Raw genomic sequence first — 16,779 nt, forward strand, 5'->3', positions numbered from 1 at the left:
CCAGCCGCACCTTCCGATACGGCTACCTTGTTACGACTTCACCCCAATCATCTGTCCCACCTTCGGCGGCTGGCTCCAAAAGGTTACCTCACCGACTTCGGGTGTTACAAACTCTCGTGGTGTGACGGGCGGTGTGTACAAGGCCCGGGAACGTATTCACCGCGGCATGCTGATCCGCGATTACTAGCAATTCCGGCTTCATGTAGGCGAGTTGCAGCCTACAATCCGAACTGAGAGTGGCTTTTTGGGATTGGCTTAGCCTCGCGGCTTCGCAACCCTTTGTACCACCCATTGTAGCACGTGTGTAGCCCAGGTCATAAGGGGCATGATGATTTGACGTCATCCCCACCTTCCTCCGGTTTGTCACCGGCAGTCACCCTAGAGTGCCCAACTGAATGCTGGCAACTAAGGTCAAGGGTTGCGCTCGTTGCGGGACTTAACCCAACATCTCACGACACGAGCTGACGACAACCATGCACCACCTGTCACTCTGTCCCCCGAAGGGGAAAGCTTGATCTCTCAAGTGGTCAGAGGATGTCAAGACCTGGTAAGGTTCTTCGCGTTGCTTCGAATTAAACCACATGCTCCACTGCTTGTGCGGGCCCCCGTCAATTCCTTTGAGTTTCAGCCTTGCGGCCGTACTCCCCAGGCGGAGTGCTTAATGTGTTAACGTCAGCACTGAGGGTGGAACCCCCCAACACCTAGCACTCATCGTTTACGGCGTGGACTACCAGGGTATCTAATCCTGTTTGCTCCCCACGCTTTCGCGCCTCAGCGTCAGTTACAGGCCAAAAAGCCGCCTTCGCCACTGGTGTTCCTCCACATCTCTACGCATTTCACCGCTACACGTGGAATTCCACTTTTCTCTCCTGCACTCAAGTTCCCCAGTTTCCAATGACCCTCCACGGTTGAGCCGTGGGCTTTCACATCAGACTTAAGGAACCGCCTGCGCGCGCTTTACGCCCAATAATTCCGGATAACGCTTGCCACCTACGTATTACCGCGGCTGCTGGCACGTAGTTAGCCGTGGCTTTCTGGTCAGGTACCGTCAAGGTACCGGCAGTTACTCCGATACTTGTTCTTCTCTGACAACAGAGCTTTACGACCCGAAGGCCTTCATCGCTCACGCGGCGTTGCTCGGTCAGACTTTCGTCCATTGCCGAAGATTCCCTACTGCTGCCTCCCGTAGGAGTCTGGGCCGTGTCTCAGTCCCAGTGTGGCCGATCACCCTCTCAGGTCGGCTACGCATCGTGGCCTTGGTGAGCCGTTACCTCACCAACTAGCTAATGCGCCGCGGGCCCATCTATAAGTGTCAGCCGAAACCGACTTTCACAAGAAAAACAGGTGTTCTTCTTGATTATCTGGTATTAGCCCCGGTTTCCCGGAGTTATCCCCGTCTTATAGGTAGGTTGCCCACGTGTTACTCACCCGTCCGCCGCTAACGTCTGAGAAGCAAGCTTCTCATCTGTTCGCTCGACTTGCATGTATTAGGCACGCCGCCAGCGTTCATCCTGAGCCAGGATCAAACTCTCCAATAAAGTGTTTGATATAGCTCTTAAAAAGTTTTAAAGAAATTGATGGGATTGTATAATCCCTGACTTACTCTGGCTTTTGTTTGGTTTTCAAAGAACATTTTGTTTTTGTCGAACGCGGCTGTTTTGCCGTCGTTCCTTGTCGCTCAGTGGCGACTCATTTATCTTAACACGCTGTCTTCATCTTGTCAACAATCTTTTTTAAAAAGTTTTTAGCGTTTTTTAAAATCGATTCATTCGTTGACCGCTTTCGTTATGTTGTCCAGCGACAAGTAATAATATATCACCTATTAATAATCATTGCAATACTTTTTTTAAAAAAACTTCAAAAAAGTGATTCTCTTTTCTTTCTTCCCTTTTATCCTTAGGTTATATAGAAGAAAAAGAACAGCCTGTCCTCATTCTAACAGGCTGTACTCTCATGTTCTCCCTACTTCTCACTATGACGCATTTGCGGGAATAGCAGGACGTCGCGAATAGATGGCGAGTTTGTTAATAGCATTACGAGGCGATCTATGCCGATCCCTAATCCGCCTGTTGGTGGCATACCGTACTCTAAAGCTTCTACAAAATCTTCATCCATCATGTGCGCTTCGTCATTCCCCTGATCACGTTCTTTTAATTGCGCTTCAAAGCGTTCGCGCTGATCAATTGGGTCATTTAATTCAGAGAAGGCATTAGCATGCTCACGGCTAACAATAAATAGTTCAAAACGATCTGTAAAACGCTCGTCTTCTGTGTTCTTTTTAGCAAGTGGTGAAATCTCCACAGGATGACCGTAAACAAACGTTGGTTGAATAAGCGTTTCCTCTACAAACTGCTCAAAGAATTCATTAACAATATGACCGTATGTCATTGCAGGCGTTACATGTACATTATGTTCTTTTGCCAACGCGCGCGCTTCTTCTGTTGTCATAACAGGCCAGAAGTCTACACCAGTTGCTTCTTTAACTGCATCAACCATGTGGACTCTTTTCCATTTTGGTTCAAGATTCACTTCATACTCACCATATTGAACAGTTGTACTACCATAAACATCTTTTGCAATATGAGCAATAAGATTTTCAGTCAATTCCATAATATCGTGGTAATCTGCATAAGCTTCGTATAGCTCAATCATCGTAAACTCCGGATTATGACGAGTGGATACACCTTCATTGCGGAATACGCGACCGATTTCATATACTTTTTCTAATCCACCAACAATGAGGCGTTTTAGATGAAGCTCAATAGCAATACGCATATAAAGTTCCATATCAAGCGCATTATGGTGAGTGATAAATGGACGTGCGGATGCACCACCTGCAATAGAATGCATCGTTGGCGTTTCTACTTCTAGATAGCCGTGATCATCGAGGTAGCGACGCATTGAACGAATAATTTTACTTCTTTCCACAAACGTATTTTTTACTTCAGGATTCATAATAAGGTCAACATAGCGCTGACGATAACGTTGTTCAACATCTTTTAACCCATGAAATTTATCCGGAAGTGGACGTAAGGATTTTGTTAATAGTTGAAAGTCTTTCGCCTTAACAGAAAGCTCGCCTACTTTTGTTTTGAACACAGTACCAGTTACACCGACAATGTCCCCGATATCAATTGTTGTAAATAGGTTATATGACTCTTCACCTACAGCGTCTAAACGTACATAAATTTGGATTTGTCCTGTTAAGTCTTGAATGTGAGCAAAACCAGCTTTACCTTTGCCGCGTTTTGTCATAATTCTACCTGCAATGGTTACTTCAACGCCTTGTTCTTCTAACTCTTCTTTTGTTACATTTTCAAACTGCGTTAAAATGTCTTGCGCAGCATGCGTACGAACATATTTCGTGCCAAATGGATCTTGTCCACTCTCTTGTAGTGCATTCAATTTTTCTCTGCGTACGCGCAGTAAATCGTTTAATTCCATATCCTGGCTCATAAACTCATTCTCCTACTTTCTACAGTTTAGTATGTTGGTTATTTCATAGGAAAGCTCTCCTCCAGCAAGCGAGAGGTTGATGTGGGCATATAGTGGCTGCCCAATTAGGGCACAAGCGAGCGGTGATTGGGATGAAAGCTTGTACGTCCTATGATCCGCTTCAAATGGATGAACGAGCGTATACGTATATTCATCGTCAAAAGCTCGGTCTAACAGCGTCACTTGAGAACCTACTTCTACCACAGTTCCCGGGTACCACTCTGAAGGTAATACTTCAGCACGTGACAAGACATTCGAAAGCATCCTTTTTCGTTCTGAAAAAAAGACCTGTTCTTTTTCTTTACCTGCTAATTCTTTCGCTTGTAAGGCCACGACCTCTTCTTGTAGTGCTCTAGCGCCCTCTAGGGTGAGGAAAATCTTGTCTTCCATTTCTCTTCCTCCTTATTTCATAATCAATAAGTCAATGAAGATATCACTAGATGGAGGTGTATATAAACTATAAGTGCAACAATAGCCAGAAGGGTTTTCTGGCCATCGTTTATTCTAAAAAAATCAGTTAGCTTACTTGATCTTCATGCTTCTCTTCTATTTCGGCAACATAACCGTACAATAAATTGCTCATGCCGTCACGTGTTGTTTGCTCATTAACAGCATTACGTACTGTCCCTGTCTTTGGCAACCCTTTTAAGTACCATGCTGCATGCTTACGCATTTCTCGAACCGCAACAAATTCACCTTTAATATCAATTAAGCGGTCCATATGCAACATACAAATATCCATTTTCTCACGAGGGGTTGGTTCAGGGGCAATGATGCCTGACTCTAGATATTGCACCGTACGATAGAGCATCCACGGATTACCAAGAGCGGCACGTCCGATCATCACACCGTCTACGCCGTACGTATCAAGTGCGTACTTTGCTTCTTGAGGTGTAGAAATATCACCATTTCCAATTAGTGGAATGGAAATGTTCTGTTTCACTTCCTTAATGATATCCCAGTTAGCGCGCCCTTCATACATTTGCACACGTGTGCGACCATGCAGTGAAATGGCTGCACCGCCAGCACGTTCAACCATTTGTGCGTTTTTCACTGCATAAACATGATCTTCGTCCCAACCAATTCTCATTTTAACGGTGACGGGCTTTTGTACAGCATCAACGGTTGCGGCTACCATTTCATAAATCTTATCAGGATCAAGAAGCCAACGTGCTCCTGCATCACACTTTGTAATTTTAGGAACTGGACAACCCATGTTGATATCTATAATATCGGCATTTGTATTTTTATCTACATACTTAGCTGCAGCAACGAGAGATTCACGTTCTCCACCAAAAATTTGAAGACTTAATGGTTTTTCCCGCTCATCTACGTATAACATCTTTAAGGATCTCTCGTTTTCATGCAGGATTCCCTTGTCACTTACCATTTCCGCACAAACTAAGCCTGCCCCAATCCTTCGCAATCAAGCGAAAAGCCGGGTTACAAACACCCGCCATTGGCGCAAGTACAACTTGATTTTTCAAGGGAATTCCACCTATTTCTAACACGTTCTCACCTCGCTTTACTGTTGAAGACTACCGTCTTCGGTTAACTCATCTATAGAAATTTGAAAAAGTGTTGCCATTCGGCTTACTAGCTCTTGTTTCGGCTGGCGATTGCCACGCTCTATTTCCCCAAGAACCGATACCGAAATACCCAAGTCTCGCGCAAAGCTTTCCTGGGTGTACCCTTTCAGCTTTCGAAAGGCTCTGATTCTTCTTCCCCATCGTTGCTCTTCCACTTGTGTACACCCTCTTTGTCTTGTAACTGGTTAACAAGTTCTGCTAACGATTTTTCCTCGCCAGGTACTTGTAACTCAGGAGCGATTTCAATTAACGGAATGAGCACAAAAGCACGTTCCAGCATCCGCGGATGAGGAATGTGCAGTTGTTCCGTCAGTATACGTTCCCTATTATACAACAAAATGTCAAGGTCTATCGTTCTCGGACCCCATCGTATATCACGTGTTCTTTTTAACGTTTGCTCAATCTCCTGCAATGCCTTCAGTAAAGCAAAAGGAGTAAGTGATGTATGGAGCGCGATCACCATATTTAAAAAAGACGGTTGCTCCGTATAACCGACAGGCTCTGTTTCATACAGAGATGATACTGCCGCTAATTCCGTTTGCTCCATATCGCTAATCATGGTAAGCGCGTCGTTCAAGTAAGCCGCTCGATTACCGATGTTCGATCCGAGGGAAACGTAGGCTTCATTCATCAACTACGACCTCTTGTCATTTCAATAGCTACAGAGTCATAATGACCGGGAATAGGTGGATCGGGCTTAATGACTTTTACGGTACATTGCTGAATGAGCGAAAAGCTCTCTAGAAGGGCTTCAGCAATTGACTCTGTAACTGCTTCAACGAGTTTGCGTGGCTCACCTTCGACAATCTCTTTCACTAATGCGTACACTTCTCCATAATGAACAGATTGTTCTATGTCATCGCTATGTCCTGCGGGCGCAAGATCTAATTCTAAGATTAGATCAACAATAAAACGTTGACCAAGCTTTGTTTCTTCTGGAAACACACCATGATAGCCGTAAAATGCGAGTTGATTCATGTAAATTTTATCCATGATTACATCCTCCCTATTTCAAGCATTGCATCCATCATTTTTGCCGTTCGACTCATCGCTTTTACGTCGTGGACTCGAACGATTGAACAACCGCGTTCAATACCTAAACAAACCGTCGCTGCCGTTCCTTCCACGCGGTCTTCAACTGGTAAATCCAATACGTGACCAATCATTGATTTTCGTGATGTTCCTAATAACACTGGATAGCCAAGTGCTACAATTTTATGAAGATTGCGCATCGTTTCTAGATTTTGCGCTTGAGTTTTTACAAAACCGATACCTGGATCCAAAATAATTGCGTCTAAAGAAACGCCAGCTTTCACTACTTTGGCTACACTATCTTTCAAATCAGCCAGCACATCAGGCATAAACTCTACATAATCACGATTTGTTCGATTATGCATTAGAATAATCGGCGCACGATGCTGACTAGCAACTTCCGCCATTTGTGGATCTGCTTTTGCTCCCCATACATCATTAATGATATGAGCGCCAGCTACAATCGCTTGGTGCGCAACTTCTGCTTTGTACGTATCGACAGAAATGGGGACATCAACCGCTTTGGCTACTGCTGAAATAACAGGAACTACTCGCCGAAGCTCCTCTTCTAAGCTAACTTTTTCGCCACCAGGTCGTGTTGATTCTCCACCAATGTCTATAATATCTGCTCCATCAGCAACCATTTCCTTTGCACGCTGAACGGCTAGCTCCACAGAGTCAAAGCGACCACCATCGGAAAAAGAATCCGGCGTTGCATTTAAAATACCCATGATGTACGTCTTTTTTGATAAATCAAGCGTATGCTTGCCGCAACGAATGATGCGACTCCGGTCATTCGTCATCATCTTCTGTTCCACGGTTCTCCGCCTCCTTCTTACTCATCTCTCATACTCCAACGCTCACAACGGTTGCTATGATAAAAAAACAAGAGAGCTTGTACGTGCATACCTGTTGCGCCTGGATATGCCTTGTCTAAAAAGTTGCTCACAGGCACGATTTCTTGAATAGAGTTAGTTAGGAAAATTTCGTCAGCACTTGCTATATCCTGTACTGTAAATTCCCCTTCTTCTACAATTAGACCCGACTGTTTCGCAGCCATCATAACAAATTGGCGTGTAATTCCGTTTAAAATACCCGTTGAGAGGCTCGGTGTATATAAGATTTGATTTTTTGTCCAGAAAACATTTGAAACAGTCCCTTCACTTACATAGCCTTCTTGTGTTAAGAAGAGGCCTTCTTCTGTTAAAGGATGCTGCAGCTCACGTTTACCGAGGACACTATTTAGGTAGTGATGAGATTTTATACGACTAGTACCTTCTGGTGTATTTCGAGTCGTTTGTAATAGCACGAGCTTCTTTTCATTGTAAGGTCCGTCTTTAGGTAACGGTTTACCATAAATAATGACCGTAGGCTGTTGATAGGCTTCTGTCTGTAAACCAATTCCGCCTATGCCAGCCGAAATATTAAAGCGAATATAAGCGTTTCTCCACTGATTACGACGCAGAAGCCGTTTTGTTTCCATCCATGCTTTCTGATTGTCTAAATCATAGGTAATATTTAATGCTTGTAGCGCTTCTCTTAACCGCTCCATATGATCATTCCATAAAAAGGGATGACCATCATAAACCCGAAGCGTTTCGAAAGCACCTAAGCCATACATGTAGCCATGATCAAACGGAGATATAACCGCTTCGTTCTCTGTAACAAGTTTGCCATTTATCGAGAGGTACATACCGTATTCCTTTTAGTTTCATAATGGTTAATAAAATTTTGCAACATTTGTTTACCAGTCTGAGTCATAATTGACTCAGGATGAAATTGTACACCTTCTATTGGAAGTTCTTTATGACGAAGAGCCATTATTTCACCCTCTGCGGTAGTTGCTGTCACTTCTAGACACGAAGGCAACGTTTCTGGTTTAACGATTAATGAATGATAACGTGTTACGGTCATGTTCTGATCTAGGTTTGCAAAGATCGTCTTCGCATCATGAGCAATCATCGACGTCTTTCCATGCATCAATCGTTCTGCCCGCACGACATCTCCGCCGAACACTTGAGCGATCGACTGATGACCAAGGCACACCCCAAAAATCGGGATTTTCCCTGCAAAATAACGAATAGCATCCATGCTGATTCCTGCTTCATTGGGGGAACAAGGTCCAGGTGAAATCATTAAATAATCTGGCTGTAGCGCCTCAATTTCTTCTAACGTAATTTCATCATTTCTTTTAACGATCAGTTCTTGGCCAAGCTCACCTAAGTACTGCACCAAGTTGTACGTAAACGAATCATAATTGTCAATCATCATAATCATTTCTCATCTTCCTCCTCTAAGCTCTACTCTTCTCAACTGTTTTGCTTGCTGCTTCTTCTGCGAGTTCTTTTGCTCGCCAAAGTGCCGCTGCCTTCTTTAATGATTCCTTATACTCAGCTTTTGGATTAGAATCAATAACGACGCCTGCACCTGCTTGTACATGGGCAGCACCGTCTTGACAAACCATTGTTCGAATAGCGATATTCATTTCCATATCACCATCAAATCCAATCCAGCCGATAGAGCCAGTATATACCCCTCGACGCACAGGCTCAAGTTCTTCAATAATTTCCATCGTTCGAATTTTAGGCGCGCCGGTAATTGTACCACCAGGAAAGGTCGCTTCCAACAGGTCATACGCATCAGATGATTGACGCAATATGCCTTGGACATTCGAAACAATGTGCATCACATGTGAGTATTTTTCAATCGTCATAAATTCATCAACATAAACGGAGCCATATTCACTCACTTTACCAAGATCATTACGTTCTAAATCAACGAGCATTACGTGCTCGGCACGCTCTTTTTCATTTTCAATTAAAGTCGCCGCTAACGCAGCATCTTCCTCAGGTGTTTTTCCACGAGACCGCGTACCAGCAATCGGCCGTGTACTAATCAAGCGCTCTTTCTTTTTCACAAGCAATTCAGGCGAGGCACTAACTAGCTGGAACTCAGGTGAATGAAAATAGCCCATATAAGGAGAAGGGTTCATGTGACGTAACTGTTCATAAATCGCCATTGGGTGCGTTTTAAGCGGTTGTGTTTGGCGAACCGATAAATTCACTTGAAACACATCGCCTGCTGCAATATAGTCTTGAATCCGTAAAACGGCAGCAGAAAAGGCAGCCTCATCTAATGAAACACTTGCTTTCACTTCTTCATTTCGTTCAAATGCTAGCTGGTGAATGTTTTCTGGTTGTTGTTCCCAAGCTTTTTTTAAGTGTAAAAGGCGTTGTTCGGCTTCTGTACCGTCATCTTCAAAATAAACGATCATCCATAAATAGCCGGCTTTATGATCATAAACAAACAACTCATCAAACATATACAAGTATACATCTGGCAACGCAAGATCATCTTCCGACAGTGAGGGAAGCTTTTCAATTTCACGCACAATATCATAGCTAAAATAGCCTATCACTCCACCATAATAGTCTGGCATCCCTATTTTTCGTGAACAGTCAAAGGCAGCTAGCCATTCTTTAATAATAGGAAGTACCTTGCCTTTACGAACGATCGTTTCCTCAGCATTCTGTATCGTTACCTCACCATTTTTCGCAGAAATAGTGGCACTTGGTTTCACTCCCATTACACTATAGTTACCGGTTTGACCGCTTTCAAGTAGTACATGATGCGTTTCATGTTTACTAAATGCTTGGTAACGAGCAAACCATTCATTGGGTTGCATGGAAATTTTCGTATAGCGACAATCACGTCGCGTAGTCGTTTGATGATCCACGGCTGTCACACTCCTAAAATCTCTCTTTATGGTATCTATTGTAACTGAACAGCAATCACTGTGGCGATAAAAATAATCGACCTCACTTACCACTTGATGGAACTTAGCTCATCACATAAAAAAAGAGCTGATGCACATAGGCAACAGCTCTTTTTTTCTTATTCATCATCAAATTGATAAAGTGGTGTGCTTAAGTAACGCTCTCCGTTACTCGGAATGATGGCTAACACCTTTTTTCCTTTACCGAGCTTTTCTGCAACTTTAAGAGCTGCCGCAATCGCCGCTCCAGATGAAATTCCACCTAGAATTCCTTCTTCCTTTGCCGCTCGTCGCGCATACTCAAAAGATTCTTCATTTGTGATGGGAATCACTTCATCATAAAGTGATGTATTTAAAATCGATGGCACAAATCCAGCACCAATTCCTTGAATTTTATGCGGACCAGGTTTTCCACCAGCTAAAACAGGAGAATCTGCCGGTTCTACTGCATACAATTTAATGGATGGAAAAGCTTGCTTTAACACTTCACCAGATCCTGTCATCGTTCCACCCGTACCAATACCAGCAACAAAGGCATCGAGTCCTTCAGAAAATTGTTCTACTATTTCTTTTCCTGTTGTTTGCCGATGAACTTCTGGGTTTGCTTCGTTATTAAATTGTTGTGCTAAAAAGTAGCCGTGCTCTTTAGCCAGCTCTTCCGCTTTCCGAATCGCTCCGCCCATTCCTTCTGCACCTGGTGTTAAGACAAGACTTGCTCCATAAGCACGAAGCAAATTCCGACGTTCCATACTCATTGTATCAGGCATAACAAGAATAGCCTTATACCCTTTAGCAGCAGCAACCATCGCTAACCCAATACCCGTGTTACCACTTGTCGGTTCTATTAGCGTATCACCGGCTTTTAGCTTACCATCTTGCTCTGCTTTTTCAATCATGGCTAAAGCAATGCGGTCTTTAACGCTACTTCCCGGGTTCATAAACTCTAATTTCAAATATACATCTGCGTGAGCTTCATTGTTCAAGCGGTTTAATTTTACAACCGGCGTTTGTCCAATAAGCTCTGTAACTGAATTTGCTATTCTTGCCATCCTATTCACGCCCCTTAATTCCGAGTAGTTTTATTGGATTTAGTGTACCAACGATTCGAAGCGTCTGTCAATTTATATGGTAATTACCGGCTTTCCTCTTGAAGCTGTTCTAATTCTTCACGATCAAAGACATATTTTTCATTACAAAAGTGACAATGTGCTTCCGCTTGCCCTTCTTCTTCAATAATAGCTTGAATTTCTTCTTTTCCTAAAGAAACTAATGCATTAGAAATTCTTTCGCGAGAGCATGTACATTGAAATTGAACTGACATTGTTTCTAGTACCTTCACATTGTCCTTACCTAGTAGCTCATAAAGAATTTCTTCTGGTGTTAAGCCTCGTTCAATCAATTTAGAAATCGGTTCAATCGTCTTAATGCGCTGTTCTAACGCAGAAATGACTGCATCATCTGCATTCGGCAATACTTGAATGATAAAACCACCTGCCGCTAAAATGCTATTATCGGGATTAACAAGTACACCTACACCAACAGCAGAAGGTACTTGTTCAGAAGAAGCAAAGTAATACGTAAAATCATCACCAATTTCGCCTGATACAAGTGGCACTTGACCCGTAAAATTATCGCGAAGACCAAGGTCCTTTACAACAGATAAATATCCATCTGTCCCTCCGACTGCTCGCGCTACATCAAGCTTACCGTGTTGATTTAAATCAAAATGCACATGCGGATTATGAACATAACCCCGTGTATCGCCGTTTGGTGCTGCATCAACGATGATCGCGCCTAACGGTCCCTCTCCTTCAATTTTTACAGTAATCTTATGTTTATCACTTTTTAACATTGCCGCCATCATCGTGGAAGCCATCATCGTACGACCAAGGGCAGCCGAAGCAGTTGGCCATGTAATGTGTCGGCGTTGCGCCTCCCCTACCATCTCTGTACCTTTCATTGCATAAGCACGAATTTGTCCATCATATGCAAGTGCCTTAATTAAATAATCTGACATATCCTTCACCTTTTCCTTACCATTTATCTTTATGTGTATTTTTGCAATAAATAACGTGTAATCCTTTCAGTGTTAAAAACGGATCTACTACATCAATTTCAGCACACTCTTCGGCAATTAAGCCTGCCATTCCGCCCGTTGCTACCACTGTTGCATTCACGTTCGTTTCTTGCTTTATGCGTTTGACGATCCCTTCAACCTGACCGACATATCCAAATAATAACCCAGATTGCATAGCGTTGACTGTATTTTTGCCTATAACGCTTGGAGGCTTGGAAATTTCAATGCGTGGAAGTTTAGCTGCATTTTTATAAAGGCCTTCTGTTGCCACATTGATCCCGGGAGCAATGGCACCACCCATATAATGTCCCTGTTCATTAATGTAACAATACGTTGTTGCTGTTCCAAAATCAACTACGATGACTGGCGCTCCATACAATTGGATAGCAGCTACCGCATTTACAATGCGGTCGGCACCAACTTCGCGTGGATTCTCATATTTGATATTTAAGCCTGTCTTGATGCCCGGTCCAATTAGAAGTGGCTTGCGATGAAAGTATTTTAAACACATACGCTCTAACGTCGACATAATATGTGGGACGACGGATGAAATAATAATGCCCTCAATGGCTTCTTTAGCAATGGATGCTTCTTTAAATAAATTGACAATAAGCATGCCATATTCATCTTCCGTTTTTTCTCTAGCCGTACTAATACGCCAATGATGAAGAAGCTCTTCTTCATGATAAAGCCCTAGTACAATGTTTGTATTCCCTACATCAAAGACAAAAATCATGTATGACGCCTCACTTCATGTCAAAATTAAAAGAAATCCTTTTAAAAAGGATGCCCCTAATCATAGAGGCATCCTTGTTTTGAAATTAATCTTCTTTCTTATCTTCAGTTGGTGGTTCCTCGTTCTTCACTTCTTCTTCTTTCTTTTGGAACGTTAATTTCAGTTCCTGATCGGCAGAAGGTGAAATCACTTTACGCTCTGGAAGCTTACCTGTTTTGACAAGCTCTTTAATTTGTTCTTCATCCAGTGTTTCCACTTTAAGAAGTGTTTGAGCAATGATTTCTAATTTATCATTGTGTTCTGTAAGAATTTGCTTACAACGCTCATACGAAGTTTTAACGATATGTTGAATCTCCATATCAATGTCACGTGCAATGGCATCACTGTAATTTTGATCGTTATTAAAATCACGACCTAAGAACACTTGGCCACCTGAGCTTGATCCAAATTGCATTGGTGCAAGCTTATCACTCATACCAAATTCTGTTACCATTCGGCGAGCAATATCTGCAACACGTTGGAAGTCATTAGAAGCTCCCGTACTTACTTCATTAAACGTAAGCTCTTCCGCTACACGACCACCTAGCAAACCAACGATTTTATCAAGTAGTTCTGGTTTTGTCATAAAGTAGCGATCTTCTTTCGGTAACATGACTGTATAACCACCTGCTTGACCGCGAGGAACAACCGTTACTTTATGAACAGTATCTGCTCCTTCAAGGATTAAGCCAATGACAGTATGACCTGCTTCATGATAGGCAACAATATTCTTTTCTTTTTCAGAAATGACGCGACCTTTTTTGGCTGGACCGGCAATGACGCGATCCACCGCTTCGTCGATATCGTCCATATCAATTGTCTTTTTATTTTGACGTGCCGCAACGAGTGCAGCTTCATTTAACAAATTCTCAAGATCTGCACCAGAGAATCCTGGTGTGCGCATCGCAATCGTTTTCAGCGATACTTCCGCACTAAGCGGTTTATTGCGAGCATGAACTTGCAGTACTTCTTCGCGACCTTTAACGTCCGGACGACCGACCGTAATCTGGCGGTCAAAACGACCTGGACGAAGAAGAGCTGGGTCAAGAATGTCTGGACGGTTTGTTGCTGCAATGATAATAATTCCTTCATTTGCACCGAAGCCATCCATTTCAACGAGCAATTGGTTAAGCGTTTGTTCACGTTCATCGTGTCCACCACCAAGACCTGCACCACGTTGACGACCTACTGCATCAATTTCATCGATAAAGATAATACAAGGTGCGTTCTTCTTCGCATTATCGAACAAGTCACGTACACGTGAAGCACCGACCCCAACAAACATTTCCACGAAGTCAGAACCTGAAATAGAGAAGAACGGAACGCCTGCTTCACCTGCTACAGCTCGAGCAAGTAATGTTTTACCTGTTCCTGGAGGTCCTACTAAAAGAACACCCTTCGGAATACGCGCGCCAACTGCTGAGAACTTGCGTGGATCTTTCAAGAAGTCTACCACTTCTACAAGCTCTTGCTTCTCTTCGTCTGCGCCGGCTACATCTTTAAATGTAACCTTCTTCTTCTCTTCATTGTAACGTTTTGCTTTACTTTTCCCAAAGTTCATAACACGGCTTCCGCCACCTTGGGCTTGATTCATCAAGAAGATGAATAGGATGAAGAGAATGACAAATGGAATAATGGACGTGAAGAACGTCACCCACCCACTTGTTTGCTCTTCTGGCTTAATAGAAACATCGATCCCTTTTGCTTTCGCATCAGAAGCTAATTTGGATAGCTGCTTAATGGATTCATCAGCAGCTGGTGTATACGTTTCAAATACTTTGTCATTTGTTGTTTTACCTTTAACAGCATACACACCATTTTCCGGCTGATACTCAATTACTTTAATTTTTCCTTCTGAAATATACTGTGTTAACTCTGAGTAGTGGATTTTAGAAACATTTGTACTTGATCCTTGAAAGAAATGGACAACTCCAAATACTGCTAGAAAAATTAACACGAAAAATATGACCTGTTGGACGACCCGATTCATTCCTTACCTCCTCAATAACAATGAGACAATGAATTGCATTTATTATTGCATATTGCTACATCCGTCTTACTTTTCATACACCTCTGGTTTTAATACACCGATATACGGGAGGTTGCGATAACGCTCCACATAATCAAGTCCGTATCCGACAACGAATGCATCAGGTACAGTAAAGCCCGTTAAGTCTGGTTTAATATCAACTTTACGGCCGGTCGGCTTATCAAGAAGGGTAACAATCTTCACTGAATTTGCCTTGCGATGCTTAAATAGTTGGACAAGATAGCTTAAGGTTAAGCCGCTGTCTATAATATCTTCGACAATGATGATATCGCGTCCTTCTAGCGATGTATCAAGGTCTTTAATAATTTTCACTTCTCCTGATGACACAGTAGAAGCACCATAGCTAGAAACAGCCATGAGGTCAATCTCCAAATGAATATCCATTTTTTTAATAAGATCCGCCATAAAAGGAAGCGCTCCTTTTAAGACACCAACCACAAGTGGAAAACGATCTTGATATTCATTTGATAACTGGGCACCGAGTTCTTTAATTTTCTCTTGAAGAGTTTCCTCGGAAATTAATACTTCTTTCATTTCATCATGCATGTTGCTTTGGCCTCCTAGACGTCCTGGCAGGAATTTTGAAACTGTAAGACTACCCATTGCTCTGTCTTATCTGATTGTGGGATTACGGCGTGCCTAACGTTCGGAATCCAAAGTATTGCACCAGATCCATCCACAAGAATGGGCCATTGATCACGCTTTGTTCGATCAACCTTCTCGTCAATAAAGATATCCTTTACTTTGCGAGTGCCGCCTAAAGCATTAATGATCATTCTGTCCCCTGGTTTGCGGGTGCGCACAGTTAATGGGAGTATTACACTTTTAACATCACATACAAAAACATCTTTTCCCTTTTGTTCATATGGAATATCCTTTTTTAACTCAAAAGAAAGTGTTCCCCCGGGAACATCTACGACTTGATCCTCAAACAGCTTCTGTTCATACGCACTAGGTTGTTCAGCTGACAAAAAATGTAATGAACACATATCATACGAACGAACAACGTGAAGCGCTTGCGGAAAATGTAGTTGTCCAGATGGATGATCGCTATTGAGTAAAGCTAAAAAGCTCTCCTTATGTACCGAGGAAAGAGATGAAGGTGTTTGCTTATATAGATAGTTTAATATTAGTGTAATCGCCCTTTTTTGTAAAGGAATTGGCATATGAAGATATGTTGAAACAGAAACCTGTACTTCCTGCTCGTTTTGAACAAGGATTGCTTTCTTCATTTGCTCCTCTGTACGCTCTATCATATACGCTTCATCTTCAGAAATGGTTTCACTCATTACTTGAAATCTTTTATGAACATTTGGGTTTTCTTTTTTTAAAAATGGCAGTACATAATGCCTAAAACGGTTTCTTGTATAATCGTCTAAGTCGTTTGTCGCATCCTGTCGCACGGCAAAAGAATGTACTTTACAATAATGCTCTATTTCCTCTTTTGTTATTCCTAAGAAAGGACGGATGAGGACTCCCGTATGAAACGGACGTACTGCTGCTATGCCGGCAAGAGCGCCACTCGAACTTCCTCGCGTCATACGCATCAGCATCGTTTCAATCTGGTCATCGCCATGATGAGCAAGTGCCAACGCATCTGCGTGGTACGAGGCCATTACTTCTTTAAAAAATGCGTAGCGACATTCTCTAGCTGCTACCTGCGTACTCGTAAGTTGTTGTTGCTTTTTATAGGCTGCTACGTCGATCGCTTTTCCGCTAAAAGGCACATCCCATTGACGACAATAGGCAGCAACAAAAGCTAAATCTTCCTGTGACTCCTTACCACGCAACTGATGATCAACGTGACTTGCAACAATGGTTAAGCGCAAGCTTTCTCGCAGGCTACATAAATAATGCAACAACGCCATCGAGTCTGGCCCCCCAGAAACACCCACCACAATGGTTTGACCAGGAGCAATCATGTTAAATTTCTTAATGAGCTCATCAACTGCTTGAAACACTTCTTCTCGTCCTTCCTACTGTGCA

Annotated in this window: 15 protein-coding genes, 1 rRNA gene and 1 pseudogene; all 17 read right to left on the reverse strand. The window is 42.8% G+C overall.

Annotation, left to right across the window (positions count from 1 at the left end):
• A 16S ribosomal RNA gene (locus A374_RS16530) occupies positions 1 to 1,538 on the reverse strand; the annotation flags it as partial.
• Between the two features lie 424 nt (positions 1,539 to 1,962).
• Entirely contained in the window at positions 1,963 to 3,456 is a 1,494-nt protein-coding gene (gene lysS / locus A374_RS16535; RefSeq protein WP_007203384.1) for a lysine--tRNA ligase, read from the reverse strand.
• 12 nt (positions 3,457 to 3,468) lie between these two features.
• The gene (locus tag A374_RS16540) at positions 3,469 to 3,885 is read right to left on the reverse strand and encodes a GreA/GreB family elongation factor (protein WP_007203385.1); all 417 of its coding nucleotides are present in this window, start codon (positions 3,883 to 3,885) and stop codon (positions 3,469 to 3,471) included.
• Positions 3,886 to 4,012: 127 nt separating this feature from the next.
• Positions 4,013 to 5,006, reverse strand: a pseudogene (gene dusB, locus A374_RS16545) (tRNA dihydrouridine synthase DusB).
• Between the two features lie 14 nt (positions 5,007 to 5,020).
• Positions 5,021 to 5,239 carry a helix-turn-helix domain-containing protein gene (locus A374_RS20180; RefSeq protein ID WP_007203388.1) on the reverse strand — a complete coding sequence of 73 codons (219 nt, stop codon included), beginning with the start codon at positions 5,237 to 5,239 and terminating at the stop codon, positions 5,021 to 5,023.
• A complete protein-coding gene (folK, locus tag A374_RS16550) occupies positions 5,191 to 5,718 on the reverse strand; it encodes a 2-amino-4-hydroxy-6-hydroxymethyldihydropteridine diphosphokinase (RefSeq protein WP_040340695.1) in 528 nt (175 codons plus the stop codon). The genes A374_RS20180 and folK overlap by 49 nt, the downstream gene beginning before the upstream one ends.
• Positions 5,715 to 6,077: a dihydroneopterin aldolase gene (gene folB / locus A374_RS16555; RefSeq protein WP_007203390.1), complete on the reverse strand. Its 363-nt coding sequence runs from the start codon at positions 6,075 to 6,077 to the stop codon at positions 5,715 to 5,717. The genes folK and folB overlap by 4 nt, the downstream gene beginning before the upstream one ends.
• A gap of 2 nt (positions 6,078 to 6,079) precedes the next feature.
• Entirely contained in the window at positions 6,080 to 6,919 is an 840-nt protein-coding gene (folP, locus tag A374_RS16560) for a dihydropteroate synthase (protein ID WP_040340699.1), read from the reverse strand.
• A gap of 32 nt (positions 6,920 to 6,951) precedes the next feature.
• Positions 6,952 to 7,809, reverse strand: coding sequence for an aminodeoxychorismate lyase (gene pabC / locus A374_RS16565; RefSeq protein ID WP_007203392.1), 858 nt, complete (start codon positions 7,807 to 7,809; stop codon positions 6,952 to 6,954).
• On the reverse strand, positions 7,794 to 8,393 hold the full coding sequence (gene pabA, locus A374_RS16570; RefSeq protein WP_007203393.1) for an aminodeoxychorismate/anthranilate synthase component II: 600 nt from the start codon (positions 8,391 to 8,393) through the stop codon (positions 7,794 to 7,796). The genes pabC and pabA overlap by 16 nt, the downstream gene beginning before the upstream one ends.
• Positions 8,394 to 8,409: 16 nt before the next feature.
• Positions 8,410 to 9,801, reverse strand: coding sequence for an aminodeoxychorismate synthase, component I (gene pabB, locus A374_RS16575; protein WP_050979769.1), 1,392 nt, complete (start codon positions 9,799 to 9,801; stop codon positions 8,410 to 8,412).
• A 209-nt stretch (positions 9,802 to 10,010) separates the two neighbouring features.
• Positions 10,011 to 10,940 (reverse strand): cysteine synthase A, encoded by a 930-nt coding sequence (gene cysK, locus A374_RS16580; RefSeq protein WP_007203395.1) that lies wholly within the window; start codon positions 10,938 to 10,940, stop codon positions 10,011 to 10,013.
• 83 nt (positions 10,941 to 11,023) lie between these two features.
• Complete coding sequence (gene hslO, locus A374_RS16585) at positions 11,024 to 11,908, reverse strand: Hsp33 family molecular chaperone HslO (protein ID WP_007203396.1); 885 nt, start codon at positions 11,906 to 11,908, stop codon at positions 11,024 to 11,026.
• Positions 11,909 to 11,924: 16 nt separating this feature from the next.
• Positions 11,925 to 12,704 carry a type III pantothenate kinase gene (locus tag A374_RS16590; RefSeq protein WP_007203397.1) on the reverse strand — a complete coding sequence of 260 codons (780 nt, stop codon included), beginning with the start codon at positions 12,702 to 12,704 and terminating at the stop codon, positions 11,925 to 11,927.
• 85 nt (positions 12,705 to 12,789) lie between these two features.
• Positions 12,790 to 14,733 carry an ATP-dependent zinc metalloprotease FtsH gene (gene ftsH / locus A374_RS16595; protein ID WP_007203398.1) on the reverse strand — a complete coding sequence of 648 codons (1,944 nt, stop codon included), beginning with the start codon at positions 14,731 to 14,733 and terminating at the stop codon, positions 12,790 to 12,792.
• 66 nt (positions 14,734 to 14,799) lie between these two features.
• Positions 14,800 to 15,339, reverse strand: coding sequence for a hypoxanthine phosphoribosyltransferase (gene hpt, locus A374_RS16600; RefSeq protein ID WP_007203399.1), 540 nt, complete (start codon positions 15,337 to 15,339; stop codon positions 14,800 to 14,802).
• Positions 15,340 to 15,353: 14 nt separating this feature from the next.
• On the reverse strand, positions 15,354 to 16,754 hold the full coding sequence (tilS, locus tag A374_RS16605; RefSeq protein ID WP_007203400.1) for a tRNA lysidine(34) synthetase TilS: 1,401 nt from the start codon (positions 16,752 to 16,754) through the stop codon (positions 15,354 to 15,356).
• Between the last annotated feature and the right edge of the window lie 25 nt (positions 16,755 to 16,779).

It is taken from the genome of Fictibacillus macauensis ZFHKF-1, assembly GCF_000269865.1.
GTDB lineage: Bacteria > Bacillota > Bacilli > Bacillales > Fictibacillaceae > Fictibacillus_C > Fictibacillus_C macauensis.